The organism is Algibacter lectus (genome assembly GCF_004368925.1).
Taxonomy (GTDB): domain Bacteria; phylum Bacteroidota; class Bacteroidia; order Flavobacteriales; family Flavobacteriaceae; genus Algibacter; species Algibacter lectus.
Window position 1 is genome coordinate 1,418,133 of sequence record NZ_SORL01000007.1, and the last position, 25,315, is coordinate 1,443,447.

Sequence of the window (25,315 nt, forward strand, 5' to 3'; positions counted from 1 at the left end):
GTGTTATTCTAAAACTTAATGTTACTCCATTTAGAACTGTGCATAGGCGCAATACGTTGCAGTGTTTCTTTCAAACTTGCAATATTTACATTTGGTCCGTCACTAAAAATTTGTTCTAACTCGTCGGCTTTTGCGTCAAAAAACGTTCGTAATAAAAAAGAATTAGGTCTACGGCTATTCATATCTTTAAATGTAGAAAGTGCCGATGCAATCTCTTGTTTACCTTTTTTATTATTTTCTGCCATAACATCCATACCTTCTCTATGGTATGTATACATAACCTCGCGAAACTCCTTAAACGTAGGCGACATTATGTTATCGATAAGTGCAAAACGACTTTGTAAACCATCTTCTAACTTCCAACCTGCAGAATTGCTTTGCTGAGAATAATTTGTAATAATTTGTGCTTGCTTAAAATAAGGATCTCCACCTTTTTCGGCAAACGAATCGGCATCTAAACCGAGAACCATATATACATGAAACCCTAACACAGAAACTAAATTAGATTCGTATTGCGTTGGGTTAAATATTAGATTTTGAAATTCTAAATATCTAAAATTAAAATCCTTATCGTTAAAATTATAAATTGGAGAGCTATATGATGAGCCGTAAGTTGGTCGAGAAGATTGTACTTGTAACGTTGCACTAAAAGACTCTCCGCTATACTCAACAATATTAATAAACATACTACAATCTACGCGCTCTTGTGGTGCAAACTTCTGGTTAGTCCATTTTGTTTTATTGACAAACTCGGTAAGTTGTTTTTCTAGAGTTTTAAAAATAGGAAAGTTTTCGTTTCCGGTTTGTTGCGCATTAACAATCACTTTACAGTTTAGTTCTTGCGAAATACCCGTGAAACTTAATACTAACAATAAAACAACTAATATGTTACGCATGTATATTTTCAATAATTTTGTTTAACAAATCTATCGCCACATCGGCTTTTGATTTTAGGCTATTTTCGGTAATATTACCAGCATCATCAATAAAAGTAACTTTATTGGTGTCGCCTTTAAAACCAGCGCCTTTATCATTTAACGAATTTAAAACAATTAAATTTAAATTCTTTCTTTTTAATTTTCCTTTTGCATTTTCGAGCTCGTTGTTAGTTTCTAAAGCAAAACCAACTAAGTATTGACTTGTTTTAATATCGCCTAACGAAGCTAAAATATCTTTAGTACGCCCTAACTCTAACGTTAACGTATCACTTTTCTTTTTTATTTTCTGATTAGAAACTTCTTTTGGAGTAAAATCGGCAACTGCTGCAGAAAGCACTGCAACATCAACAGTATTGAAATGCTCATGAACCGCATTATACATATCAGCAGCACTAACAACCGGCACTACGTTTATTAAAGAATGTGATACTTTTTGATGTGTTGGTCCTGAAATTAAAACCACTTCTGCTCCAAGGTTAGCAGATGCTTTTGCTATTTCAAAACCCATTTTTCCACTAGAATGATTACCAATAAAACGCACAGGATCTATGGCTTCGTAAGTTGGTCCAGCAGTAATTAATATTTTTTTTCCACGTAGCGGTAATTTACCTAAGATATCTTGTTCAATAAAAGACACAATATCTTCCGGCTCTGCCATCCGGCCCTCGCCTACTAAACCACTCGCTAATTCTCCGCTTCCAGCAGGAATCATAATATTCCCAAAACTCTGAAGCTTTTCAAAAGATTCTAATGATGCGGGATGCTTATACATATCTAAATCCATGGCTGGTGCAAAATATACTGGGCATTTGGCTGATAAATATGTAGCTAGAAGTAAGTTATCACTAGCACCGTTCATCATTTTAGATAAGGTATTTGCTGTGGCTGGTGCAACAATAAAAACATCGGCCCAAAGCCCTAAATCTACATGATTATTCCAAGTAGCATTATCATCTTCTTCATTTGTAAAAGTAGAATGTACCGGGTTTTTAGAAAGTGTAGATAAGGTTAACGGTGTAACAAACTCTTTAGCCGCAGGCGTCATTACGACTTTTATGTTTGCTCCAGATTTAACAAATAACCTAACTAATGAAGCCGTTTTATAAGCTGCAATACCTCCCGTAACTCCTAACAGTACATTTTTACCGTTTAAAATACTCATAAAATAGATGCTTCAATTTTAATATTTACCTAATAACCTAAGAAACTCCAAGCCTATTATTATAATTGGTTTGGAGTTTAAATATTGTAAAGAAATTTAAGAATTTACTCTTGAGTATCTTCTTCTGTATTTCTAAAATAAATTTTATCTGTTAACCATTCTTGAACAGCTAATGAATGAGGTTTTGGTAATTTTTCGTAAAATTTAGACACCTCAATTTGCTCCTTATTTTCAAAGATCTCTTCAAGACTATCGTTATAAGTAGCAAATTCTTCTAACTTATCGATTAATTCTTTTTTAATCTCCGTATTAATTTGCTCTGCACGTCTTGATATGATTGAAATTGACTCGTAGATGTTCTCTGTTGGCTCATCTATTTGATTTCTATCATACGTAATCGTATTAACGGGAGCATTGGTTTTCTTTAAATCCATTTTGGTCTTGTTATTTAACTTTTTGTGCTATAATTTTCTAAAGCGCCATTTAATTCTACTGCCATATCATCTGCTTGCGAAATGAACTCAGAGTTTACATAAGCCTTTTTAAAGCTTTCGTAAAATTCTTTAGCCTGATTTAAACGTGCTTCTTTTTTTCGTTCTACACTATTCATTGCTAATTTATAGGCAGAATCTAATCTGTAAAACAAAGCTTTTTCTCTTAAAGAAGATCCTGGGAAATCGAAAATAAAATTATTGAATGATTTTATTGACGCCTCATAATCTGAGATTAAGTTATACTGCTTTGCTATACTATATGCTTTATTCTCTAATTTAAAATCTAACTCTTGTACCAAAGTATTTGCATCGGCAACATATTTAGATTCTGGAAACACATTAATAAATGTTTGCAATTTCTCAATAGCTTCAACCGTTTGCTTTTGATCTTTAGTATAAGCTGGTGAAAGCATTGAATAACTTTTTGCACTTAAAAAAGAAGCTTCTTCTTGCTTTTCACTATTTGGATAACTTGATGCAAAACGCTCGAACTGATATCCTGCTACATAATAATCTCCCATTTCATAGAAAGAATTAGAATATAAATACATCAATTTTTCTGCTTGAGGTTTCCCTCTATAATTAGGTACAATTTGAGCAAATAACCTATTGGCTTTAGCAAACTTACCTTCGTTATATAATTCTTCACCCATTTTAAATTTAGTGGCAATATCTTCAGATTTTAAAACCTTTTGATACTCGCTACAACTACTTAAAACAGTGAATACTAATAAAATGTAAAAAAACTTTTTCATAAATATAAAAGAGGATGCAAAATTAGGTTAATAATATGGATATTAAAAATATTATTTTCAATCCAAACTTTTGCTAAAATAGAGGCTTAAACCCAGTAATCATAAGGTTTAAGTTATATTTAACACTGAGAAAATATTTAATAAGCTTCTACAAAATCTTTAATTTTTTGCTTTAAGGCATCTGTTGCAGGCACTAAAGGCAACCTCACAGTATCTTCACATAAGCCTAAAGCTTGAAAAACAGCTTTAATTCCAGATGGGTTATTCTCCTCAAATATATAATCGATAACATTCATTAATTTAAAATGAAGTTTGTAAGCTGCTTTATTATCTCCTTTTAATCCTAAACGAATCATTTCAGAAAAATCTTTAGGAAATGCTTGCCCTATTACAGAGATAACTCCTGCTCCACCGGCTAAAACAATAGATAATGCTAAATCATCATCCCCAGAAATCACTAAAAAGTCTTCTGGTTTATTCTTTATTAATTGTAAATATTGAGCCACGTTATTTCCTGCTTCTTTTACAGCAATAACATTTTTAAAATCGTTTGCCAACCTTAGCGTTGTACTAACATCCATATTTTTAGATGTTCTTCCTGGCACATTATATAATATAATATCTACAGGCGAAGCTTCTGATATGGCTTTAAAATGTTGATAAATCCCTTCTTGAGTTGGCTTGCTATAATAAGGTGTAACAGATAAAATGGCATCGATACCACTTAAATCTGTTGCTTTAATTTCTTCAATAACCTGCATAGTATTATTACCTCCAATGCCTAAAACTAAAGGTACACGACCATTATTAGCTTTAGCAATAGTGGCAACAATAGCTTTCTTTTCGTCTTTAGTAATTGTTACACTCTCGGCAGTTGTACCGCTAATTACCAAATACTCTGTGCCATTATCAATATTGAAGTTTACAATATTGGTTAATGCTTCATGATTTACTGTTAAATCATCATTAAAAGGCGTTACCAATGCCACTCCAGTTCCAAGAAACTTACTATTCATTCTAAATTTTATTTAATATTTTTAAGTATTTAAAAGTTTCGGTTTTAAATAAATCGAACTCTTTTAAGTTTGTTTTTATAATTAAATCGTTAACCCGCTCGTCACTTTGCAATATTCCAATCTTAAATTTCGCCTTAGATTTTGCAGTAATTAGCTTCAATTCTAAAATATCGGTATCATAATAGCTAACTAAAACATCAAATTTAGTATTTAAAAACCCTTCTAATTCTGGGTTTTTAATTGCACCTCTCCAACCAAAATCTTTAGGATTATAACAATTATCCCAAGTCTTTAAATCTTCTTTCTTACTCTGAGAAAAGGCTATGATTTTCAATTTATTAGACTTTACTTTTAGAGTATTGGCCAACGAATTAAACATCTCAAAATCGTCAATTTCATCTAAATTTAGAATCACCCCTAAACTCTCAACATCACTATCGGTAACCTCCAATTGGCGTTCCAATAATAATTTGTTCAAGTATTTTTTATTAGATTTTTCTTTAAAACCCTTTAAAATCATTTACCTTTATCCTTTGCGCAAAGGTAGCAAAAGTACATTCAAAAAATTAGTTTAATATATGAGGATTACATATTTATTTATTTTGTTAAATATTTTTGTTTTTTCAGGGTGTAAAGATCAAAAATTACATCTCACAAAAATTGAAGGTAAGCAAATTACCATTACAGATTCTTTAGGCGGAAATAGTGAGATTGAAGCTTATATAAAACCTTTTAAAGACAGAATTGAAAAAGATCTTGATAGCGTTTTAGCCTATTCTGCAGACACCTACACTAAAAAAGATGGCGAATACAATACTGCTATTGGTAATTTTATGGCCGATGCCGTTTATAGCGAATCTAACCCTATTTTTAAAAGTAGAACAGGAAAAGATATTGATATGGTTTTACTAAATCATGGTGGTATTCGCTCTATTTTATCTAAAGGAAATGTTTCAAAACGAACCGCTTTTGGCTTAATGCCTTTTGAAAACAGCATTGTTGTTGTGGCGCTAAAAGGCGAACAAGTAGATAGTATAATGCTTTACTTATCTCGAGGAAAACGAGCACATCCGGTTTCTGGAATTAAATTAACATTAGACAAAGATTCTAATATTCTTGAAGCTAAAGTAAATGGTAAAAACATAGAAAAAGATAAAACTTACTATGTTGCAACAAACGATTATCTATACAGTGGAGGCGATAACATGACCTTCTTTAAAACAAACGATAGTCTATATGTTTTAGATTATAAAATAAGAAATGCGCTAATTGATAAGTTTATGAAACTGGACACCATTAACCCGGTTATAGACGATAGATTCACTCAAATTAAATAATATGAAACGTAGAGACTTTATACAACAAGCCACCGCTGGAACTGCATTAGTTACGCTTGGCAGCATGGGACTTCAATCGTTCACTACGCTTGATAAAACATCTAAAATAACAATTTTACATACTAACGATGTACATAGCCACATTGATGCTTTTGGACCTGAAGATGGTCGAAATGCAAACAAGGGTGGTGTTGCACGTAGAGCAAATTTAGTAGATGCTATAAGGAAGGAAAACCCTAACACTTTACTACTAGATGCTGGTGACATTTTTCAAGGCACACCATATTTTAATTATTACGGTGGAGAATTGGAATTTAAACTAATGAGTAAATTAAAATATGATGCCGCAACTATTGGTAATCATGATTTTGATAATGGTATCGATGGTTTATATGCACAATTACCGCATGCTGAGTTTCCTTTTATTACAGCAAACTACGATTTCTCTAACACTATAATGGATACACATACCAAACCTTATAAAACATTTATAAAAGATGGTATTAAAATAGGCGTTTTTGGTTTAGGCATAGAGCTAACTGGCTTGGTAGACAAAAGCATGTTTAAGGAAACAAAGTATTTAGATCCCGTTGAAACAAGCCAAGAAATGACGCGTATTTTAAAAGAAGATGAACACTGCGATTTAATTATCTGTTTATCTCACTTAGGGTATCATTATAAAAACAACCCAGATAAAATAGACGATTTAAAACTTGCTGGAGCAACAAAAGATATCGATTTAATTATTGGTGGCCACACGCATACATTTTTAAAGAAACCAACTGTTGTAAACAATATAGATGGTAAAAACACACTTGTTAACCAAGTAGGCTGCTATGGTATTAATCTAGGTAAAATAGATTTCTATTTCGATTCCGATAAAAACAAATCGGCTAACGGAACTTCGATTATTGTCTAATGCTATACTTATCCATGAACTGAAATTAAGAATACCTTTAAAAAGAGTATCACATGTTTAGACATCAAGGCAAAAGCAGAACTTTAAAACATAACCTGCAAATTGCCACTGTTTTGTCTTTAGCTGCTGGAATAATAAATGTTACCGGATTTTTATCATTTAAGCAATTAACCACAAATGTAACAGGGCATTTTGCGCTCTTTATATACGATCTTGCTAATTTTGAATTTTGGAAAGGCACCATCTATTTTCTATATATTTTTTCCTTTCTTCTTGGTTCTTTTGCTTCAAGCTTTTTAATTGAAAAATATAGGGTTAATAAAAAACTCAACGTTTTTGTTATACCTACTTTAATAGAAAGCTTAATTTTAATTTCTATTGCGATAACAAGCAACTTTATAGAAATAGCTTATCCTAATTTTATAGTCTGTGCAATGCTTTTTGCAATGGGCCTACAAAACTCATTTGTTACTAAAATTTCAAACGCAGTAGTAAGAACAACACACCTCACAGGGCTTTTTACAGATTTAGGTATAGATTTGTCCCATTTATTATTCCCAGAATCTCATCCTGACCGAGCCAAGTTAAAAGAGAATATTAAGTTACGTATATATATAATTTCTTCTTTCTTTATAGGAGGTTTGATAGGCGGATTTTTTTATTCTGAAGTTCATTTAAAATTAAATACCCTAATACTTGCGGCATTAATTTTGCTATCAAGTTTATTTTACGACGACTTTAGATATCAACTCATAAAAACAAAAAGAAAGTACAACCAACGAAAAAACCCTAATTAAGGTTTAAAGTGTGGATAATATTTATCTTCTCTTGGGCTAACGTTCGATAATTGAGATTGCTCGTAGAAAAAGTAAAAAGCTCCTAAAACTAATGTTGTAGCCAAAAAGTTTAATAAGCTACTTTGAGAAATATAAATATTAGCAATATCTATTACTTCGGAAAAAACAAGGCATAACACTCCAAAAAACAAGAAAAGTGATTTTTCATTATCGCGGTAAAAATAATTTAGCAGCGATAAAGACAAAACTAATAGAATGATAATATTGTAAGTATTCTCTAAAAAATAAATACTATTTGTTCGAAGATTAGGCTGCTCAATAGCATATAATACATAAATTAAGTAGACATCTAGCACTATTAAAACAAACAAATGAACCTTCAAGTTTTTAAACACATATTTAAAATTTATAGACTGACACATTTTAAAAAACAGCATAAAATAAGCCAAAACATATAAGCTATTCCCCAGATAATAGGCATATTGATAGTAACTAGAATTTACATCTGGGTAGGCAATTTTATCAAAAATAGCCAACAAATCCGATGCAGCAAAAATCACAAAAAACAGCAAAAACAACTTGTTTTTTGGTTTAACCGAAACCACATAGCGAGCAACCACTAGTGGCACAATAAGCGATTCGAAGTAAAATGCTAAGTCTGGATTTCCGTTAAACTCGAAAACAACATAAAAAACATAAACAGCTGCAATTAATATTATAAAGATTTTTGACTTGTACATATTTGCTTCTAAAATCGAAACAAATATAAACAAATAGCTCAATTTGATAGAGTTAAAATGCTTTTAATCGATTATTTTTATTCAAAACCTATCTTTTGCAAGAATTCAGCCTCACTAATCAATTCTACGTTTAACTTCTCTGCTTTCTCTTTTTTACTAGGCCCCATTTTATCTCCAGCAACTATAAAACTTGTTTTAGATGAGATAGAACTACTAACTTTCCCTCCATTATCCTCAATAAGCTTCTTCAATTCATTTCTAGAAACAGTTTCAAAAACTCCAGTAACAACTATAGATTGTCCGGTAAGTAAACTCGTTTTACCAACCAATTCTTCTGCCGACATTTCTAACTGAACACCAAAAGATTTTAATCGGTTTATAATATTATTATTTTCTTCGGAAGCAAAAAACAAACAAACGCTCTCTGCTATTTTAATTCCTATTTCATCAACATTAACAAGAGCTTCTTGTGATGCTTCTCGAACCGCATCAATACTTTTATAATGCCTCGCTAACTTTTTAGCCACCGTTTCACCAACATAGCGAATACCTAAAGCAAAAAGAACACGCTCGAAAGGTATGTTTTTAGATTGTTCTACGCCTTGAATCAATTTTTCGGCACTTTTATCTGCCATACGTTCCAGCGGAATAACTTGCTCCTTAGTCAATTCATATAAATCGGAATAATTAGTAATTAAACCTTCATTAACTAAAAGCGCAACCGTTTCTCCTCCCAAACCATCAATATCCATCGCTTTACGCGAAATATAATGCTGAATTCTTCCAATAATTTGAGGATTACATCCATTATAATTCGGGCAATAATGCTGTGCCTCGCCAACTTTACGCTCTAAAGGTGTATCACATTCCGGACAATTCGTTATATATACGGTAGACGCAGAATTTGCTGGCCTTTCAGCCAAATCCACCCCTAATATTTTAGGAATAATCTCTCCACCTTTTTCAACATAAACCATATCACCAACACGAATATCAAGCTTCTCTATTTGATCTGCATTATGTAAAGATGCACGCTTAACCGTTGTTCCTGCTAATTCTACAGGCTCTAAATTTGCCACAGGTGTAATGGCTCCCGTTCTACCAACTTGGTAAGATATACTGTTTAATCGTGTAGAAACTTGCTCGGCTTTAAATTTATAAGCCATAGCCCAACGTGGTGCTTTGGATGTAAAACCAAGCTCCTCTTGCTGCTGTAAGCTATTCACTTTTACAACAACACCATCAGTTTCAAAAGGAAGATCATGACGATGTATATCCCAATAATTTATAAAGTCTAAAACTTCGTCTATAGAATTTGCCAGTTTAGCAACTTCAGGAACTTTAAAACCCCATTGACGTGCTTTTTCTAAACTCTCAAACTGATTAGAAACACCTAAATTTCCGCCTGTTAAATTATACAATAAACACTCCAAAGGGCGCTTAGCAACTTCTGCACTATCTTGCAACTTCAAACTTCCTGACGCTGTATTTCTCGGATTTCTATAAGGCTCTTCCCCTATTTCAATCCGGTCTTCGTTCATTTTATTAAACCCTTCAAAAGGCAATACAATTTCTCCTCGAATATCAAATATTGGAGGAAAATCACCTTTCAATTTTAAAGGTACAGACTTTATAGTTTTTACATTAGCCGTAACATTATCCCCCTGAAAACCATCACCACGAGTTACCGCTTTTTCCAATACACCATTAACATAAGTTAAACTAATAGATGCACCATCATATTTTAACTCACAAGTGTATTGAACATCACCATCTATCATTTTTTTAATTCGCGCTTCCCAATCGAGCAAATCTTCTTTAGAATACGAATTATCTAATGAATACATACGCTGCGCATGCTTAATGGTCTCAAAATTTTTAGTAACGGCACCACCTACACGTTGCGTTGGCGAATTAGCATCTGTAAACTCAGGATGTTTAGCTTCTAATTCTTGAAGTTCTTTTAATTTTATATCGAAATCGTAATCGGAAATAGTCGCATTATCCAACACATAATAATTATGGTTGTGCATACGTAATTCGTCACTTAATTCCTGAATTTGCTTTTTAATGTTGCTCATTGATGTGGGTATACTTTGCTTGAATTTATGTTCTATTGAAATGATTCAGCACTTTTTATTTTACGCTTCAAATTTAGGAAATACTATCTGAATAGAAAACTACTGAAAATCATCAATTTCTTATTTCTTTAAATGAAAATAGAATTATTTATTGATATAATTATAATGTTTCTTGCTCCGTAAAAACACCATTAATCATTCTATCTTTTCTAAACATATCTTGTTTTAAATGGATGTCTTTAAAATGATTTCCTTTTAATAATTGAATCATCTCGTTTCCTAAATATTCATTTATTTCAAAAAACAGAAGCCCGTTTCCCTTTAAATTATGGCTTGCAAATTCGGTAATAGCTTTGTAGAATTCCAACGGATTTTCATCATCAACAAAAAGTGCCAAATGCGGTTCGTTTTCCAACACGTTAGTTTGCATTAACTTTTTCTCTAAATGACGCACGTAAGGCGGATTAGAAACAATGATATCAAATTTAGCATCTTCTAATAATTGCTCACCTTCAACCGATAATATATCTTGATTGATAAAAGTAACAGCTACCTGGTTCAACTCGGCATTTTCTCTAGCAACCTTTAAAGCTTCACCACTAACATCTAATGCAAAAACCTTTGCATTTGGTAAGTTTTTGGCAATAGAAATAGCGATACAACCACTGCCAGTACCTATATCTAAAATATTTATGCTTTTATTTTCTTCTACCGATTTTAACACCCAACTTACCAACTCTTCAGTTTCAGGCCTTGGAATTAAAGTGTTATCGTTTACTTTAAACGTTAATCCGTAAAATTCGGTTTCACCTAAAATATATTGAATAGGTATTTGTTGCTCTAACAACATTAATGCTTCTAAAATAAGCGCCTCGTTTTCGACCTCTAAATCACGATCCATTGCTAATTGTAAACGTGTTACTTTATAATAGGTTTCAATTAAAATATAAAAGAAACTATCGACTTCTTCTAATTGAAAAAATGGCTCTAACTTGTCGTGAAATATTTTCTGAATGTCTTTTAACTTCATTTTTTCAATAATTAGAAATACTTAGTGCATTTACTCTTGTTAATTTTGATTCAAACTAAAAAACTATAAATCTTTTAGCATCCAAACACCACAAGAAAAGTGCCCAGTATCACCCAGAGCCCTGTCTAGATGTTTAAATCCATGAGTTTCATAAATATGAATAGCCGCTTTTAACTGTGTAGACGATTCAATATAACATTGTTTATATCCCAAAGATTTAGCAGCTTCTAAACATTTAGAAAACAAAAGTTTTCCGTACCCTTTACCTCTAATTTTAGATGAAAAATACATTTTCTGAATTTCACAAACCGTAGTTTCAAAACCGCTTAAAGGCTTTAAACCACCGCCTCCTAAAATTTCACCATCTACTTCAATAACAAAATAAACATCATTTGTATTTTGGTAAGCCTGAAAAATTTGTTTGGTTTCTGGATCGGTGTAAGCCGTACCTTCTAAAGGAATATTAAACTCATGAAAACACGCCCTGATAACTTGCTCGATTCCTGCGTTGTCATTAGGCCCAATTTCTCGAATAACTATATTATCTTTGTTCACTATAAAACTTTGCTTTTTGTCTGGTGAAGATACAGTAAATCCGAAAAAAACGTAATGAAGAAACTCATAATTTTATCAACACTACTCATCTCTTTTCTAAGTTGTACTGTAACCGAAAAACCGACTTTTATAGGTGTACAAAACATTAAAATCTTAGAGTCAACATCTAAAAACGTAACGTTTACAGCCGATGCCCTGTTTTTAAACCCTAACGATATTGGAGGCGAATTGCAAACCGATGCCATTAAAATATTTGTTAACGATAATGAAATGGGACATATATCGGCAGAACATTTTGGTGTTCCGGCAAAAAAAGAATTTACAATTCCGTTAAAAGCTCAAATTCCAACAGACAGTATTTTTAGCAATAAAAACCTAAGTGGATTATTAGGAAGCTTATTTAGCAAAAAGGTTAAAATTCAATACACAGGAGAAATCAATTATAAAACCTTTGGTTTTTCGCATAGTTATGCTGTTGACGAAACCCAAAACGTTAAAATAAAATTTTAATATTGAATACACACGAAACCTACATAACACGCTGTTTAGAAATTGCCAAAAACGGACTAGGAAGCACACGCCCAAACCCAATGGTTGGTAGTGTAATTGTTTGCAATAACAAAATTATTGGCGAAGGATATACAAGTACATACGGTGGAAATCACGCCGAAGTAAACGCCATGAATTCTGTAAACGATAAAACGCTTTTAAAACAAGCCACCATATATGTTACACTAGAACCTTGCGCACATTATGGAAAAACACCTCCTTGTAGCGACTTAATTATTAAACACCAAATACCCAATGTAGTAATTGGTTGTGTAGACGATTTTGAAAAAGTAGCAGGCTTAGGTATAAAACGACTAAAAGCAGCTGGATGCAACGTAGTTGTTGGTATTTTAGAAAAAAAATGTCGAGCGCACCACAAACGCTTTTTTACATTTCATAATAAAAAAAGACCTTATATTATTTTGAAATGGGCAGAAACTAGCGATGGTTTTATTGCTCCAATAAGTAAAGATGAACAAAAACCAGTTTGGATTACCAACACCTACTCTAGGCAATTGGTGCACAAATGGCGCGCAGAAGAACAAGCCATTTTAGTGGGCACACAAACAGCACTAGCGGATAATCCATCTTTAACAACTCGAGATTTTACAGGAAAAAACCCTATTAGAATTGTTTTAGACAAAACAGAAAGACTCCCTGATAATTTAACTATTTTTAATGATGCCGCTCAAACTATCAGGATTACCGAAAAAAACATCAATAAAAACTCCGAAAACATAGATTGGGAGTCAAAAACCGACATAGCAAAACAGATAAGCATTATACTTTATAATAATAACATAAATTCTGTAATTATTGAAGGTGGCGCACAAACATTACAAACATTTATAGACGAAAATCTTTGGGACGAAGCTCGAGTTTTTACTGGACAGACAACATTTAAAACTGGTGTTAAAGCACCACATATTTCAGGACAATTAGTTCATGAAGAATACATACTTACAGATCTTTTAAAAATATATAAAAATGATTAGAACATTAATTTTCGATTTCGGAAACGTATTTATAAACCTTGATATCGATGGCGCTGCTAAATATGCTTTTGAAACCTTAGAAATTGATTCTTTTTCTGAGGAAATTACGGCGTTTAATAGTTTTTACGAACAAGGCTTAATTTCAACAGAAGAATTTTTAAGTTTTTATAAAGAAAACTTCCCTAAACTTTCGGAAGAAGATTTGATTTACACATGGAATTACATGCTAAAACACTTCCCTAAAGAAAGATTAGAGTTTATAAAAAACCTTAAAGCATCTGGAGAATATAAACTTATTTTGTTGAGTAACACCAACGAACTCCATATAGATTCTATTAAAGAAAGTCTTTCTTTCTACGATGAATTTAAAAACTGTTTCGATGCTTTTTACTTATCTCACGAAATAAATTTAAGAAAACCTAATGCCGATATTTTTGAATTTGTTTTAAACGAAAATAAATTAAATGCTGATGAGTGCTTGTTTATTGATGATAATCAAGATAACATTGAAACTGCAAAAGGATTAAAGTTTGCTACTTGGCACATAAATCCAGAAACCGAAGACGTTTGCACTTTATTTGAAACCAAAAGCGACTTATTTTAATTTGACTGAAAAAGACACTTATAAAACGATTACCAAAGCTATAGAACCTGTTTTGTTTAAAGATAAAAACAGTAAATTCTTTGGCTATGCCTTTCCTATTTTAAATGAAGACGATGTAAAGCTTCATATAGAAGGATTAAAAAAAGAGCATCATTCTGCTAGACATTGGTGTTACGCCTATCAAATAGGTGCCGAAACCATAAGTTACCGCGCAAATGATGATGGCGAACCCAACAACAGCGCTGGGATGCCTATTTACGGACAAATTCAATCTTTTGATGTTACCAACATCTTAATTGTAGTTGTTCGCTATTTTGGAGGCGTTAAACTAGGCGTTGGTGGTTTAATAAACGCATACAAAACCACCGCGCAACTTGCTTTAGAAGCTTCCCAAATTATTGAGAAAACAATTAATATAGATTACCTCATTACTTTCGATTATAAAAACATGAATAAAGTAATGCGTGTTATTAAAGAGCGTAACTTAAATATCACGAATCAAAAACTAGAATTAGACTGTCAGATTACAATTTCCGTTAGAAAAAAAGAATCTGAAGCCGTTTTTGAAAAATTTAACCATCTTTTCGAAATACAAATCAAGCAAATTTAGATCCGTTCAAAAAAAATAAAAAATTTTTATCCCTCAAGAATATCTAAAATATATTGAGGTGCTTTTGTTGGACGCTTCGTTTTCATGTCTACAAACACTAAAATCGTGCTTGCTGTAGACAAAAGCTCACCTTGCTCATTTGTAATTTCGTACTCAAATTCTATTTTGGCAGTGGGTCTTTTTTTGAGTTGTGTTTTTACATTAATTAGGTCATCGTAACCTGCTGGTTTTTTATAATTTACATTTAAAGAAACCACTGGCAACATAATTCCATTTTCTTCCATAGTTTTATATGAAATGCCTAGTTTTCTTAGCCATTCAATACGGCCCATTTCTAAATATAATGCATAATTTCCGTGATAAACGACTCCCATTTGGTCTGTTTCACCGTATCTCACTCTTATTTGTATTTCATCGGATTTCACGACCATATTTGAATAATTTTTTGTAGTTTCGACATGTGCTTAAACTTGAGGAAAAAATTCCAATTATTCAATAGTAATTCATTTTTTTTTTAAGAATTTTGTTCACATCTTTGCCAAGCACAAAATGGAGGGATATGGAAATTCGTTTTTTCATCCATAAAATTAACAAACAACAAGAGTCTTTAAAATGAGTATAACTGCGCAAACGGTATGGAATAATTGTCTAGAATTCATAAAGGATAATATTCAACCGCAAGCTTATAAAACCTGGTTTGAACCAATAATAGCAGTTAAACTAACTGATAATGCTTTAAGCATTCAGGTGCCCAGTAAGTTCTTCTACGAATGGTTAGAAGAGCACTATGTTAAGATTTTAAAAGTATCCCTAACTAAAGAATTAGGTGAAAAAGCCAAGCTAGTTTACATTATTAAAATGGAAAACACATATGGCAACAAACAACCTTTTACAGAAAGAATTCCGAGTTCTAACAGAAGTGGTTTAAAATCACAAGATGTAGACATTCCTTTAAACAATAAAAACCCCGAATTACGTAATCCGTTTGTAATTCCAGGAATTAGAAATGTAAAAATAGAGTCGCAATTAAACCCTAATTACAGTTTCGAAAACTTTTTAGAAGGTGATTCTAACCGTTTAGCTAGAAGTGCAGGATTAGCTGTAGCGGCTAAGCCAGGTGGCACATCTTTTAATCCATTATTAATTTTTGGAGGTGTTGGTCTAGGTAAAACGCATTTGGCGCACGCTATTGGTGTTGATATTAAAGATAAATATCCTGAAAAAACGGTTTTATATATTTCTGCTGAAAAATTTACGCAACAATATATAGATTCTGTTAAGAAAAATAATAGAAACGATTTTATTCATTTCTATCAAATTATAGATGTTTTAATTATTGATGATGTGCAATTCCTAACAGGAAAAACAGGAACACAAGATGTTTTCTTTCACATTTTTAATCATTTACATCAAAATGGAAAACAAGTGATATTAACAAGTGATAAAGCACCTGTTGATATGCAAGATATTGAACAACGCTTATTATCTCGTTTTAAATGGGGGCTTTCAGCAGAGTTACAACATCCTGATTTTGAAACACGCGTTTCTATTTTAAAGAATAAATTATATCGCGATGGTGTTGAAATGCCAGAAGACATTATAGATTATGTTGCTAAAAACATAAAAACTAACGTCCGCGAATTAGAAGGCGCTATTATTTCGTTAATAGCACAATCCTCTTTCAACAAAAAAGAAATCACTATTGATTTAGCGAGAACTATTGTTGAGAAGTTTGTGAAAAACACAAAACGCGAAGTTTCTATAGATTACATTCAAAAAGTAGTATCGGATTATTTCCAAATGGATATCGATACACTGCAATCTAAAACTAGAAAACGCCATATTGTACAAGCCAGACAATTAGCTATGTTTTTTGCTAAGAAATTAACAAAAGCATCGTTAGCAAGTATTGGTTCTCAAATAGGAAAACGCGACCACGCAACGGTTTTACACGCATGTAAAACGGTAGACAACTTATCTTCAACAGATAAACAATTTAAAAAATACGTTGAAGATATTTCGAAAAAACTTTCTGTTTAAAACTGTTTTAAAATGACTAAAATTCTGATGGTATGCTTGGGAAACATTTGTCGTTCCCCACTTGCCGAAGGTATTTTAAGAGCAAAACTACCAAAACACTTTATTGTAGATTCTGCAGGAACCGCAAATTACCACACCGGTAATGCACCAGATCCGCGTTCTATTGCTGTAGCTAAAAAGTATGGCATAAATATTTCAAACTTAAGAGGAAGGCAATTTTCGGTTTCCGATTTTGATACCTTCGATCTTATTTATGTTATGGACGACTCTAACTACAACAATGTTATAAAACTAGCGAGAAACAATGAAGACGTTTCTAAAGTAAATTTCATTTTAAACGAAGTTTACCCAGCTCAAGATTTTAATGTGCCAGATCCTTATTACGGAGGAACCAATGGATTTGAAAACATTTACAACATGCTAAATGAAGCATGCATAACTATTGCCCATAATTTAACTTCGGAATAAAATGACATCTGCTATAGGCCAACTTTACTTAATACCAACCACTTTAGGAGACAATAATCCACTTGATGTTTTGCCTATAACTGTAAAAAATACTATAGATAAAATTGATGTTTTTATTGTTGAAAATGAAAAAACAGCACGTCGATTTATAAAGAAGATATGTCCGGCAAAATCACAACCCGCTTTACAATTGTTTCTTTTAAACAAACGTACAGAAGCTAGCGAATTACCAGCCTTTTTAAATCCTTGTTTAACAGGTATTAACGTAGGCCTTTTATCTGAAGCAGGTTGCCCTGGTGTAGCAGATCCAGGAGCTGATGTTGTAAAAATAGCTCATGAAAAAAACATAAAGGTAGTACCACTTGTTGGACCATCGTCTATTTTAATGGCTATGATGAGTTCTGGCATGAACGGACAGAGCTTTGCTTTTAACGGCTACTTACCTATTGATAAAGCTGAGCGTAAAGCCGAAATTAAACGCTTAGAACGCTTATCTTTCGAACATAATCAATCTCAATTGTTTATTGAAACTCCTTATAGAAATAACAAAATGCTAGAAGATTTAAGCAGCATTTTAGAGAAAAACACAGATATCTGTGTGGCTTGCGATATTACTTTAGACACGGAGTTTATAAAAACTAAAAATGCCGCAGCTTGGCAAAAAAATAGCGTTGACCTTCATAAAAGACCAACGCTATTCATTATACATAAAAGCTAATTTAAACCCCTTTTAGATGGCTTTTGCTCGTCTATCTGGTTTTACAAACGAAGTGTCGTAACCAGAAAATCGCTTCATGTAATACTGTACTGTGGTTCCAAAACCATCAGCGAAGTTATCTAAACCATAACTCCTTAAATAAGTTTTAACACTACCAGGACCAGCTAAATGTGCCGCTGCTAGAATACCAGATTCTGTAACTAACACACCGTTAATGCGGCGCCCTACAAAGTTTTTAATGTCACGTCGCAAAATCCATTTGTTTCTTGCAGCGTTGGCAATAAATGCCTTTTCTTGTAATTTAGGACTTTTTAAAAATGCCTCCGGATTATTAATCCCAATCATCTTTAAAGTTTCTGTCCCAAATTGATATTTGCCTAAATAACCAAAAGTATTTACAATAGCGTAATTACCTCTAGATTCTTTAAAGCCTATAGCTTCTTTAAATCCTACAAATGATTTTCCCAAAAATGGAGAAAATTCATTGTCCTCGTCGTTTGACAGTAAAATATCATCTTTGATACCTTCGTCCAGACTTACAGTATAATTTAACTCTAAGCCTGCTGTTGAATATTTACTTAAATCTACGATCGAATCATTTGATGAAAACGACACACTTAACACAATTACTGTAAAAAGTACCAAGACTAAGTAACTTGCAATATTCTTTGTCATAATGTCTAAATTCTTCAGTGAAATTACAATTTAAATTCACCTGAAATTTTGAGCGTGCAAAAGTACGGCTTTTTCTAAAACTAACAAAATTAATCGTTTAACGACACAAATCAAATGTACAATAGATGAAATACACAGCCTTTTTTACCAAATTCGAGAGTTGGAAATGGTAATTTTATCATGTTAAAAACACTAAAAACAGTTTTTAGAAAGGCTGAATTTGTTTTTATATGTTCTAAATCAAGATCAAGGCTTAAAAAGACCTGCCTGTGCCGTAAATCACTAATTAACAAATAATTAACATTACTACTTACACCAGCCAACATGCCCTCTCCACCGTAACCCACAGCTAGATTGAGCCATTTTGGAATCTTACTATCCTTAAAGAACGCATGCATGTTAGCACTAAGCCAATAGGTTTGCCCATTATAATCCTTTAACACCTCTTCTAATAGCCCGTTTCCAAGCTTATCTGGGTTTTGTTTAGCATATTTTGTTTGATGAAAACTGTATTTAAGCGCAATTCGTTGCTCTTTCCACAATAATTCTTGCCCAATATACAAACTTGTACCCGATGCATTTGCTAAAATATCACCCCAAGAAAAACCCCATTCATCAGAATAACCATCCAGCATTTCTACAGCTGTAAGAAATCCAAAGCCTAAAGTAGCACCATATAAAATTTGACCTTTTTCACTTACACCACTCCAATTTAAAAGCTGTGCACCATGCTTCCCCATTTGATAAGCTGAAAAGGCATGGCCAAATTTATCCATTTGCAACCACTCATCATTATCATTTAAGGTATGGAATTTTGAACGCTCGTAATCGGCATACCACAGTTGGTTTAACCCAATTAAAGTAATACTTGCAAGTGCAGCTTCACTATAAACCACAACATTACGCCGCGAGGTATTTAAAGAATCACTAGGTATAAAAAAAGAATTAAATTCTTTTTGAGAAAAGGCAACCGACGACACTAAAAGTAAAAATAGCGCGTACTTCACTTTAAAAGCCATCACTATTTATTAATACCTTGAGCAGATAAAAAGCGTTGATATTCTCTAGCGTTTACATTATGCTGCGCTAAAGTTTTAGCAAACTTATGGAAGCCAAACTTTTTAGCATTTGCAGCAAAGTAAAGATATTGATGCTTTTGGTAATTTAAAACCGCATCTATAGCCGAGATATCAGGCATGGCAATTAAACCTGGTGGCAAACCACGATTTTGATATGTATTATAAGGTGAATCTATATCTTTATGCACATTTAAAACACGCTTAATTACTGTGTTTTTATACTTAGGTAATTGATATGCAGCAAATTTTAAAGTAGGATCGGCTTGTAAAGGCATACCAATTCTTAACCTATTCATGTACACACCTGCAATGGTTGGTTGCTCGCTAGCTTGCTTCGATTCCTCGTAAACAATAGAGGCCAATGCAATCACTTCATTAGGCTCTAAACCAATGGCTTCAGCTTTTTTTGTTCTAGTAGCATTCCAAAAGCGCTTATATTCTTTAAGCATTCTATTTCTAAAACCTTCTGCATCGGTGTTCCAAAAAACCTCATAACTATTAGGTAAATACATTCCTAAAGCTGTGGCTTCATTGAATTTATTTTCGGCTAAAAACGTTTTATCCGTCATAGCTTTCAACAAAGACAAACTATCTGCTTCGATTTCTTTAGAAACACGTCCTGCCAGTTTTTCTAAAGTAGATTGATTATTAAAAGATACCTTAATAGCTATATTACCACTTCTAATAGAATTAATAATATCGTTATTAGTCATTCCCTTTTTTATAGCAAACTTCCCTGCTCTAATATTAGAGGTGTATTTTTTTTGTTCAGCTAAATCATCAAACGACTCAATATCATCAAGTAAAGGCTCTAACTGACTTCTAACCTCGCTATAAGTTGCATTACTAGATATATAAACATAAGCCGTTTCATTATTAAAAGCCGTATTTGGCCTTAGCATTGCTTTGTAAACAAAGTTTGCAAAAAATGCGGCTACAAGAAGCCCAATAACAGCAATAGCAATAAGTATTTTTTTTATGTACATTTAATTTTTAATAAGCTGAAATAAATATTCGTTTTTATAAGAACCATTAATATAGTTCCAATCTTTTTTTAATCCAATTTGTTCAAAACCCTGATTGGTAAACAGTTTGATACTTGTAGTATTTTCTTCGGAAATATTACAATAAAGCTGATGAAGATCCAAATGAGTGAAACTGTAGTTTATCAATAAAGCCAAAGCTTCCTTACCTGCCCCTTTGCTTCTATTTTCTTCATCTTTAATTAATATTCCAATACCAGCACGTCCATTTTTAAAATCGAAATCAAACAAATCAATTAGGCCAATAGCTTTATCTTCATTTGTAGAAATCACTAAACGGAGTTGCTTTACATCGTAAATATCTCGGTGAGCCTCCTCTAAATATTGCTTAATTAAAAACTTAGAATATGGCGTTTGTGTATTACTAATTTCCCAAACAGCCTCGTCGTTTTCAACAGCATGAATAAATTCTAAATCTTCAGGCTCTAAAGCGCGCAAATAGATATGTTCGCCTTTTAGAGTTATCATATTTCGCCTTTAAATACAAATTTTGCAGGACCAATAAGCCAAACATTTTTGTAAACACCATTGTCAACATCGAAACTTACTTTCAATTTTCCACCTTGAACGTTTAATTTAATCAAGGTTTCCGTAGTTTCATTTATAGCATGCATAGCAATAGCAACGGCCGTTACACCTGTTCCACAAGATAATGTTTCATCTTCTACACCACGCTCGTAAGTGCGCACTCTAAAAACTTCATCATTTACCTTTTTTACAAAATTCACGTTTGTACCTTCTGTAAAATAAGGTTCACCATTTCTAATTTTAGAACCTTTTTCCTTAATATCAAAATACTCAATAGCATCTTCAAATTGAACATGGTGCGGCGATCCGGTGTTTAAAAACACATGATTATCAAACTTTTCCACAACATCAACATCCAACATTTGTAACTTCACAATATCTCCTTCAATTTCAGCATGATGTAAACCATCGATAGCTTCAAAAACAGCTTTATCTTCAATAACACCCAAATGTTTTGCAAAAGCAACCAAACAGCGACCTCCGTTTCCACACATGGTACTTTCGTTACCATCGGCATTATAATACACCATTTTAAAATCTAGCGTATCGTGATTTTCTAGAAGAATAAGTCCATCTGCTCCTATCCCAAAACGTCTATCGCACAAAAAAGCAATATTTTTGGTATCTCTTTTATTGAACGCTTGCTGACGGTTATCAACCATCACAAAATCGTTCCCTGTTCCTTGATATTTATAAAAAGTCTGTTGCATAATATGTCAACAAATATATGAATAAAGAATGTAATTTTCTGTTGAGAAAATGAGGAAATAATGCATAAAAACACAAAATAAAAGTAACAAACAGCTTTTAACTTCGTAATACATTTTAACTATAAAAACCTATATTAAAGCATTAATTACAAATATCTTAATAATACAATCCAAGATAAAAATGCGCTTTACACCTCTGTTAAACAGGCGTTAAAGTGTACGTTAAAAATCGTTAAAAATAAATTTCATGTTCTGTAAATAATTAATTTTAATTGTTCAAAAGATGGAACACGATTTTAAACACTCAAAATTATAGATTATATGAAGAAGATTTTAACCTTAGTAATGGTATCCGTATTAGGAGGTGTTATAACTCTTGGTACGTACAAAGTTTTTTTAGAAAAAGATAACACCGTAGTTGTTGCAGCAAATAGCGAACAACCTACTTTTTTACCAACAAATAATTTAAACATGGCGCTTAATGCTGCCGAAAATACCGATTTTACTACTGCCGCAGATAATACAGTTCATGCTGTGGTACACGTAAAAAACGTAACTATTAGCTCTGGACAAATGACCTTGCAAGATTTCTTTTCAGGAAGAAGTCCTCAACGCGCGCAAATGGGTACAGGTTCTGGGGTAATTATTAATGCCGATGGATACATTGTTACCAATAACCACGTTATTAAAAACGCCAGCGAACTTTCGGTAACATTAAACAACAATAAAACGTATACTGCTGAAGTTGTTGGAACCGATCCAAAAACGGATATCGCGCTGTTAAAAATTGACGCTGATGAAGATTTACCATATGTTACTTTTGGAGATTCAGATAGCGTGCAAATTGGCGAATGGGTTTTAGCCGTTGGTAACCCGTTCAACTTAACCTCTACGGTAACAGCAGGAATTATAAGTGCAAAATCTAGAGATTTAACAGGGCAAAGTTCTCAATCCTTTTTACAAACCGATGCAGCCGTAAACCCAGGAAACTCTGGTGGAGCACTAGTTAATACTAATGGAGAATTAATTGGAATTAACACGGCAATTTCATCTCAAACTGGTTCTTACGTTGGGTATTCTTTTGCTGTACCAAGTAATATTGCACGTAAAGTTATTGAAGATATTATGGAATTTGGTAACGTACAAAATGGCGTGTTAGGAATTCAAGGCGGAACTTTTAATAGCGCTGTAGCGGAAGAAATGGGTGTAAATTACGCCGAAGGTGTTTACGTTGCCGAAGTAATTAAAAACTCTGGAGCCGAAAAAGCAGGTATTAAAAAAGGAGATGTTATTAAGAAATTAGACAATATCGAGATTTCTAAATTTGAAGATTTAAGCGGGTACATTAAAACAAAGCGCCCGAATGATGTAGTAAATGTAGAATTATACAGAAAGAACGATTTAAAATCGGTGTCGGTAACCTTAACAAAAACTGAAATGTTTACCGTTAATTTCATGAAAATGGACTTACAAGATTTATCAGATTCTTTTAAAGAGAAGTACCAAATAGATTACGGTGTAATTGTTAAGAACACAGAGAATAAATGGTTGTATTCTAACTTAGGAATTTCCGAAGGCTATATTATTACCGGAATTAACGACACTAAAATTGAAAGTATAGATGATATTTCAAAACTAAAGGAAAAATATGGTGAAGATATTTTAGATAACATTAAAAAGCTAGAATATATAAACACACGAAAAGAAAGAAAAGAAGTTCTTTTTAAATAAAACTTGTTTGAATTTGTGTTAGTGAAACCTCTTTAAGGCGTAAAGTTTTAAAGAGGTTTCTTTTTTGCCATACCTTATATATTTGAGTGTAAAAACTAAGGAAATAACAATAAGATTTCAGTAGAAAAAAAAGTCATCAAACAATCTACGAAAACGTTTGAAATATGGTATTTTTGCAAAAAAACTACAACTAAACTTTTTAAATTATGTCCTTTAACAAAACTTATGAAAAGGAATTAGCATTTCAGGCCGACAGACGTCGAGCAACTGTAGAATTCATTAAAATTATTAGTGATCTCTGGTACGATAAATCTATAGAATTGGTTCTTTTTAGAAACCAACTTATAGACCGTAATGTGAGTCAGATTTTAAATCTTCATGAATATGCGGGTAAATTTGTACAAAAGCCAATTTCCGTTTTCGATTCTGTAGAAATTGCACAAGCCATTAAAACGCTCGATGTGCCACCAGCCAAGCTCGACATTGGTAAATTAACTTTCGAGTTTCAATCAGAAGACAACAAGTATAATAACGCCACAGCATTTGTTGCTTCAAAATTGAAAGATGCTCACAAAAACGGAAGTATTGATCCTAAAAACGTGATACTTTATGGTTTTGGTAGAATTGGTCGTTTGGTAGCCCGAGAACTTATGGCCAAAACAGGCCAAGGTAGTCAAATGCGTTTACGCGCTATTGTAACACGAGGAACTATAGATGCACAAATTTTAGAAAAACGTGCTGCGCTTTTACGTAACGATTCTGTACATGGAGATTTTTCTGGAACCGTTTCTATTGATGTTAAAAAAGAAGCTTTAATTATTAATGGCACTACTGTAAAAATTATTTCGGCTAATAACCCAGAAGATATTGACTACACCGAATTTGGTATAGACAACGCTTTAGTTATTGATAACACTGGTGCTTTTAGAGATAAAGAAGCTTTAAGCAGACATTTAAAATCTAAAGGTGTCGATAAAGTATTGCTTACTGCACCAGGAAAAGGAATACCAAATATTGTATACGGTGTAAACCATAAAGAGAATAACCCAGACAAGCATGCTATTTTCTCAGCCGCATCGTGCACAACCAATGCCATTACGCCTATTTTAAAAGTTATGGAAGATTCTTTTGGTATAAAAAGTGGCCACTTAGAAACTATTCATGCCTATACAAACGATCAAAATTTAGTCGACAATTTTCACGGAAAATACCGTCGTGGTCGTGCAGCCGCATTAAATATGGTAATTACAGAAACTGGTGCTGGCACCGCAGTTTCTAAAGCTTTACCAAGCTTAGAAGGCAAGCTAACATCGAACGCCATCCGTGTGCCTGTACCTAACGGATCGTTAGCAATTTTAAATTTAGAACTTGAAAAAGAAACATCTCTTCAGGCTGTAAATACTATTTTAAAGAAATATGCTTTGGAAGGTGATTTAGTTGAACAAATAAAATATGAGTTAAGCGACGAGCTAGTATCTAGCGATATTGTGGGTTGTTCTGCCCCTTCAATTTACGATAGTAAAGCCACTATTGTTAGAAAAGATGGCAAAAACATTCTACTATATATATGGTATGATAATGAATATGGTTATAGCCATCAAGTTATTAGATTGGCCAAATATGTTTCTAAAGTTAGAAGGTTTACCTATTATTAGTTTAAAACATCTAAAATAAAATGTTACCCGTATATAAATTAGCCTCATTTTAATGAGGCTTTTTAACTAATTATAAGCATATTTTC

The 25,315-nt window shown here is 32.7% G+C and carries 28 protein-coding genes; 12 read left to right on the forward strand and 16 right to left on the reverse strand.

Going from position 1 to position 25,315, the window contains the following annotated elements; all coding sequences use genetic code 11:
* Positions 1–8 precede the first annotated feature (8 nt).
* The 6 genes from porD to DFQ06_RS06560 all read right to left on the reverse strand — a co-directional run bounded on the left by porD (position 9) and on the right by DFQ06_RS06560 (position 4,885).
* Positions 9–896, reverse strand: coding sequence for a type IX secretion system protein PorD (gene porD, locus DFQ06_RS06535; protein WP_042502820.1), 888 nt, complete (start codon positions 894–896; stop codon positions 9–11).
* Complete coding sequence (gene coaBC, locus DFQ06_RS06540; protein ID WP_042498301.1) at positions 889–2,100, reverse strand: bifunctional phosphopantothenoylcysteine decarboxylase/phosphopantothenate--cysteine ligase CoaBC; 1,212 nt, start codon at positions 2,098–2,100, stop codon at positions 889–891. Before coaBC ends, porD begins: the two co-directional genes overlap by 8 nt.
* A 104-nt stretch (positions 2,101–2,204) precedes the next feature.
* Complete coding sequence (locus DFQ06_RS06545; RefSeq protein WP_042498299.1) at positions 2,205–2,534, reverse strand: DNA-directed RNA polymerase subunit omega; 330 nt, start codon at positions 2,532–2,534, stop codon at positions 2,205–2,207.
* Between the two features lie 14 nt (positions 2,535–2,548).
* On the reverse strand, positions 2,549–3,349 hold the full coding sequence (locus DFQ06_RS06550; protein ID WP_074939276.1) for an outer membrane protein assembly factor BamD: 801 nt from the start codon (positions 3,347–3,349) through the stop codon (positions 2,549–2,551).
* Between the two features lie 137 nt (positions 3,350–3,486).
* Positions 3,487–4,365: a 4-hydroxy-tetrahydrodipicolinate synthase gene (gene dapA / locus DFQ06_RS06555; RefSeq protein ID WP_042498297.1), complete on the reverse strand. Its 879-nt coding sequence runs from the start codon at positions 4,363–4,365 to the stop codon at positions 3,487–3,489.
* A gap of 1 nt (position 4,366) precedes the next feature.
* Positions 4,367–4,885 (reverse strand): DUF6913 domain-containing protein, encoded by a 519-nt coding sequence (locus DFQ06_RS06560; protein WP_042498293.1) that lies wholly within the window; start codon positions 4,883–4,885, stop codon positions 4,367–4,369.
* A 58-nt stretch (positions 4,886–4,943) separates the two neighbouring features.
* Here DFQ06_RS06560 and DFQ06_RS06565 point away from each other — a divergent pair, with 58 nt between their 5' ends.
* Genes DFQ06_RS06565 through DFQ06_RS06575 form a run of 3 tightly spaced genes read left to right on the forward strand, consistent with a single transcriptional unit; the run spans position 4,944 to position 7,418 of the window.
* Positions 4,944–5,702 carry a 5'-nucleotidase C-terminal domain-containing protein gene (locus DFQ06_RS06565; protein WP_042502822.1) on the forward strand — a complete coding sequence of 253 codons (759 nt, stop codon included), beginning with the start codon at positions 4,944–4,946 and terminating at the stop codon, positions 5,700–5,702.
* A gap of 1 nt (position 5,703) precedes the next feature.
* The gene (locus tag DFQ06_RS06570) at positions 5,704–6,621 is read left to right on the forward strand and encodes a bifunctional metallophosphatase/5'-nucleotidase (protein WP_133966752.1); all 918 of its coding nucleotides are present in this window, start codon (positions 5,704–5,706) and stop codon (positions 6,619–6,621) included.
* Positions 6,622–6,674: 53 nt separating this feature from the next.
* Complete coding sequence (locus DFQ06_RS06575) at positions 6,675–7,418, forward strand: YoaK family protein (protein WP_133966754.1); 744 nt, start codon at positions 6,675–6,677, stop codon at positions 7,416–7,418.
* Here DFQ06_RS06575 and DFQ06_RS06580 read toward each other — a convergent pair.
* The 4 genes from DFQ06_RS06580 to DFQ06_RS06595 form a co-directional block, all read right to left on the reverse strand.
* Entirely contained in the window at positions 7,415–8,158 is a 744-nt protein-coding gene (locus tag DFQ06_RS06580) for a hypothetical protein (protein ID WP_133966755.1), read from the reverse strand. The genes DFQ06_RS06575 and DFQ06_RS06580 overlap by 4 nt on opposite strands.
* Before the next feature lie 77 nt (positions 8,159–8,235).
* The gene (ligA, locus tag DFQ06_RS06585) at positions 8,236–10,239 is read right to left on the reverse strand and encodes an NAD-dependent DNA ligase LigA (RefSeq protein WP_133966756.1); all 2,004 of its coding nucleotides are present in this window, start codon (positions 10,237–10,239) and stop codon (positions 8,236–8,238) included.
* A gap of 160 nt (positions 10,240–10,399) precedes the next feature.
* A complete protein-coding gene (prmC, locus tag DFQ06_RS06590) occupies positions 10,400–11,269 on the reverse strand; it encodes a peptide chain release factor N(5)-glutamine methyltransferase (RefSeq protein ID WP_042502835.1) in 870 nt (289 codons plus the stop codon).
* A 63-nt stretch (positions 11,270–11,332) separates the two neighbouring features.
* Positions 11,333–11,824 carry a GNAT family N-acetyltransferase gene (locus tag DFQ06_RS06595; RefSeq protein ID WP_133966758.1) on the reverse strand — a complete coding sequence of 164 codons (492 nt, stop codon included), beginning with the start codon at positions 11,822–11,824 and terminating at the stop codon, positions 11,333–11,335.
* Between the two features lie 54 nt (positions 11,825–11,878).
* On the opposite strand from DFQ06_RS06595, the gene DFQ06_RS06600 reads away from it, so the two are divergent.
* Genes DFQ06_RS06600 through DFQ06_RS06615 form a run of 4 tightly spaced genes read left to right on the forward strand, consistent with a single transcriptional unit; the run spans position 11,879 to position 14,582 of the window.
* Positions 11,879–12,334 carry an LEA type 2 family protein gene (locus tag DFQ06_RS06600; protein ID WP_133966759.1) on the forward strand — a complete coding sequence of 152 codons (456 nt, stop codon included), beginning with the start codon at positions 11,879–11,881 and terminating at the stop codon, positions 12,332–12,334.
* Between the two features lie 2 nt (positions 12,335–12,336).
* Complete coding sequence (ribD, locus tag DFQ06_RS06605) at positions 12,337–13,368, forward strand: bifunctional diaminohydroxyphosphoribosylaminopyrimidine deaminase/5-amino-6-(5-phosphoribosylamino)uracil reductase RibD (RefSeq protein ID WP_133966761.1); 1,032 nt, start codon at positions 12,337–12,339, stop codon at positions 13,366–13,368.
* Complete coding sequence (locus DFQ06_RS06610; RefSeq protein WP_042498269.1) at positions 13,361–13,972, forward strand: HAD family hydrolase; 612 nt, start codon at positions 13,361–13,363, stop codon at positions 13,970–13,972. The genes ribD and DFQ06_RS06610 overlap by 8 nt, the downstream gene beginning before the upstream one ends.
* 1 nt (position 13,973) lies before the next feature.
* Positions 13,974–14,582, forward strand: a complete 609-nt coding sequence (locus tag DFQ06_RS06615) for an IMPACT family protein (RefSeq protein ID WP_074939257.1) — start codon at positions 13,974–13,976, stop codon at positions 14,580–14,582.
* Positions 14,583–14,608: 26 nt separating this feature from the next.
* Here the strand turns inward: DFQ06_RS06615 and DFQ06_RS06620 are convergent, their stop codons facing one another.
* Positions 14,609–15,013, reverse strand: coding sequence for an acyl-CoA thioesterase (locus DFQ06_RS06620; RefSeq protein ID WP_042498266.1), 405 nt, complete (start codon positions 15,011–15,013; stop codon positions 14,609–14,611).
* A 181-nt stretch (positions 15,014–15,194) separates the two neighbouring features.
* Between DFQ06_RS06620 and dnaA the strand changes: the two genes are divergently transcribed.
* Genes dnaA through DFQ06_RS06635 form a run of 3 tightly spaced genes read left to right on the forward strand, consistent with a single transcriptional unit; the run spans position 15,195 to position 17,808 of the window.
* Positions 15,195–16,622: a chromosomal replication initiator protein DnaA gene (dnaA, locus tag DFQ06_RS06625; protein ID WP_042502842.1), complete on the forward strand. Its 1,428-nt coding sequence runs from the start codon at positions 15,195–15,197 to the stop codon at positions 16,620–16,622.
* A gap of 12 nt (positions 16,623–16,634) precedes the next feature.
* Positions 16,635–17,090: a low molecular weight protein-tyrosine-phosphatase gene (locus tag DFQ06_RS06630; protein WP_042502844.1), complete on the forward strand. Its 456-nt coding sequence runs from the start codon at positions 16,635–16,637 to the stop codon at positions 17,088–17,090.
* 1 nt (position 17,091) lies between these two features.
* Complete coding sequence (locus DFQ06_RS06635; protein WP_074939253.1) at positions 17,092–17,808, forward strand: SAM-dependent methyltransferase; 717 nt, start codon at positions 17,092–17,094, stop codon at positions 17,806–17,808.
* A 12-nt stretch (positions 17,809–17,820) separates the two neighbouring features.
* Here DFQ06_RS06635 and DFQ06_RS06640 read toward each other — a convergent pair whose 3' ends face one another.
* The 5 genes from DFQ06_RS06640 to dapF all read right to left on the reverse strand — a co-directional run bounded on the left by DFQ06_RS06640 (position 17,821) and on the right by dapF (position 21,843).
* Positions 17,821–18,483 carry a hypothetical protein gene (locus DFQ06_RS06640; protein ID WP_042502847.1) on the reverse strand — a complete coding sequence of 221 codons (663 nt, stop codon included), beginning with the start codon at positions 18,481–18,483 and terminating at the stop codon, positions 17,821–17,823.
* Positions 18,484–18,593: 110 nt separating this feature from the next.
* Complete coding sequence (locus DFQ06_RS06645) at positions 18,594–19,502, reverse strand: DUF2279 domain-containing protein (RefSeq protein ID WP_133966763.1); 909 nt, start codon at positions 19,500–19,502, stop codon at positions 18,594–18,596.
* 2 nt (positions 19,503–19,504) lie between these two features.
* A complete protein-coding gene (mltG, locus tag DFQ06_RS06650) occupies positions 19,505–20,548 on the reverse strand; it encodes an endolytic transglycosylase MltG (RefSeq protein ID WP_042502850.1) in 1,044 nt (347 codons plus the stop codon).
* Complete coding sequence (locus DFQ06_RS06655; RefSeq protein ID WP_133966765.1) at positions 20,549–21,073, reverse strand: GNAT family N-acetyltransferase; 525 nt, start codon at positions 21,071–21,073, stop codon at positions 20,549–20,551.
* Positions 21,070–21,843, reverse strand: coding sequence for a diaminopimelate epimerase (gene dapF, locus DFQ06_RS06660; protein WP_133966767.1), 774 nt, complete (start codon positions 21,841–21,843; stop codon positions 21,070–21,072). The genes DFQ06_RS06655 and dapF overlap by 4 nt, the downstream gene beginning before the upstream one ends.
* A gap of 321 nt (positions 21,844–22,164) precedes the next feature.
* Between dapF and DFQ06_RS06665 the strand changes: the two genes are divergently transcribed.
* Together DFQ06_RS06665 and DFQ06_RS06670 are read left to right on the forward strand one after the other, a co-directional pair.
* Positions 22,165–23,574 (forward strand): trypsin-like peptidase domain-containing protein, encoded by a 1,410-nt coding sequence (locus tag DFQ06_RS06665; RefSeq protein ID WP_042502854.1) that lies wholly within the window; start codon positions 22,165–22,167, stop codon positions 23,572–23,574.
* A gap of 206 nt (positions 23,575–23,780) precedes the next feature.
* Positions 23,781–25,229, forward strand: coding sequence for a glyceraldehyde-3-phosphate dehydrogenase (locus DFQ06_RS06670; RefSeq protein ID WP_133966769.1), 1,449 nt, complete (start codon positions 23,781–23,783; stop codon positions 25,227–25,229).
* Positions 25,230–25,315 lie beyond the last annotated feature (86 nt).

Coding starts and splice junctions, on each gene's coding strand:
- DFQ06_RS06620 (WP_042498266.1), bottom strand. CDS start 15,013: ATGGTCGTGAAATCCGATGAAATACAAATAAGAGTGAGATACGGTGAA.
- DFQ06_RS06600 (WP_133966759.1), top strand. CDS start 11,879: ATGAAGAAACTCATAATTTTATCAACACTACTCATCTCTTTTCTAAGT.
- DFQ06_RS06545 (WP_042498299.1), bottom strand. CDS start 2,534: ATGGATTTAAAGAAAACCAATGCTCCCGTTAATACGATTACGTATGAT.
- DFQ06_RS06665 (WP_042502854.1), top strand. CDS start 22,165: ATGAAGAAGATTTTAACCTTAGTAATGGTATCCGTATTAGGAGGTGTT.
- porD (WP_042502820.1), bottom strand. CDS start 896: ATGCGTAACATATTAGTTGTTTTATTGTTAGTATTAAGTTTCACGGGT.
- coaBC (WP_042498301.1), bottom strand. CDS start 2,100: ATGAGTATTTTAAACGGTAAAAATGTACTGTTAGGAGTTACGGGAGGT.
- dapA (WP_042498297.1), bottom strand. CDS start 4,365: ATGAATAGTAAGTTTCTTGGAACTGGAGTGGCATTGGTAACGCCTTTT.
- DFQ06_RS06580 (WP_133966755.1), bottom strand. CDS start 8,158: ATGTACAAGTCAAAAATCTTTATAATATTAATTGCAGCTGTTTATGTT.
- ligA (WP_133966756.1), bottom strand. CDS start 10,239: ATGAGCAACATTAAAAAGCAAATTCAGGAATTAAGTGACGAATTACGT.
- DFQ06_RS06640 (WP_042502847.1), bottom strand. CDS start 18,483: ATGACAAAGAATATTGCAAGTTACTTAGTCTTGGTACTTTTTACAGTA.
- DFQ06_RS06565 (WP_042502822.1), top strand. CDS start 4,944: ATGAGGATTACATATTTATTTATTTTGTTAAATATTTTTGTTTTTTCA.
- DFQ06_RS06670 (WP_133966769.1), top strand. CDS start 23,781: ATGTCCTTTAACAAAACTTATGAAAAGGAATTAGCATTTCAGGCCGAC.
- prmC (WP_042502835.1), bottom strand. CDS start 11,269: ATGAAGTTAAAAGACATTCAGAAAATATTTCACGACAAGTTAGAGCCA.
- DFQ06_RS06550 (WP_074939276.1), bottom strand. CDS start 3,349: ATGAAAAAGTTTTTTTACATTTTATTAGTATTCACTGTTTTAAGTAGT.
- DFQ06_RS06570 (WP_133966752.1), top strand. CDS start 5,704: ATGAAACGTAGAGACTTTATACAACAAGCCACCGCTGGAACTGCATTA.
- DFQ06_RS06630 (WP_042502844.1), top strand. CDS start 16,635: ATGACTAAAATTCTGATGGTATGCTTGGGAAACATTTGTCGTTCCCCA.
- dnaA (WP_042502842.1), top strand. CDS start 15,195: ATGAGTATAACTGCGCAAACGGTATGGAATAATTGTCTAGAATTCATA.
- DFQ06_RS06610 (WP_042498269.1), top strand. CDS start 13,361: ATGATTAGAACATTAATTTTCGATTTCGGAAACGTATTTATAAACCTT.
- DFQ06_RS06560 (WP_042498293.1), bottom strand. CDS start 4,885: ATGATTTTAAAGGGTTTTAAAGAAAAATCTAATAAAAAATACTTGAAC.
- dapF (WP_133966767.1), bottom strand. CDS start 21,843: ATGCAACAGACTTTTTATAAATATCAAGGAACAGGGAACGATTTTGTG.
- DFQ06_RS06645 (WP_133966763.1), bottom strand. CDS start 19,502: ATGGCTTTTAAAGTGAAGTACGCGCTATTTTTACTTTTAGTGTCGTCG.
- DFQ06_RS06635 (WP_074939253.1), top strand. CDS start 17,092: ATGACATCTGCTATAGGCCAACTTTACTTAATACCAACCACTTTAGGA.
- DFQ06_RS06575 (WP_133966754.1), top strand. CDS start 6,675: ATGTTTAGACATCAAGGCAAAAGCAGAACTTTAAAACATAACCTGCAA.
- DFQ06_RS06655 (WP_133966765.1), bottom strand. CDS start 21,073: ATGATAACTCTAAAAGGCGAACATATCTATTTGCGCGCTTTAGAGCCT.
- mltG (WP_042502850.1), bottom strand. CDS start 20,548: ATGTACATAAAAAAAATACTTATTGCTATTGCTGTTATTGGGCTTCTT.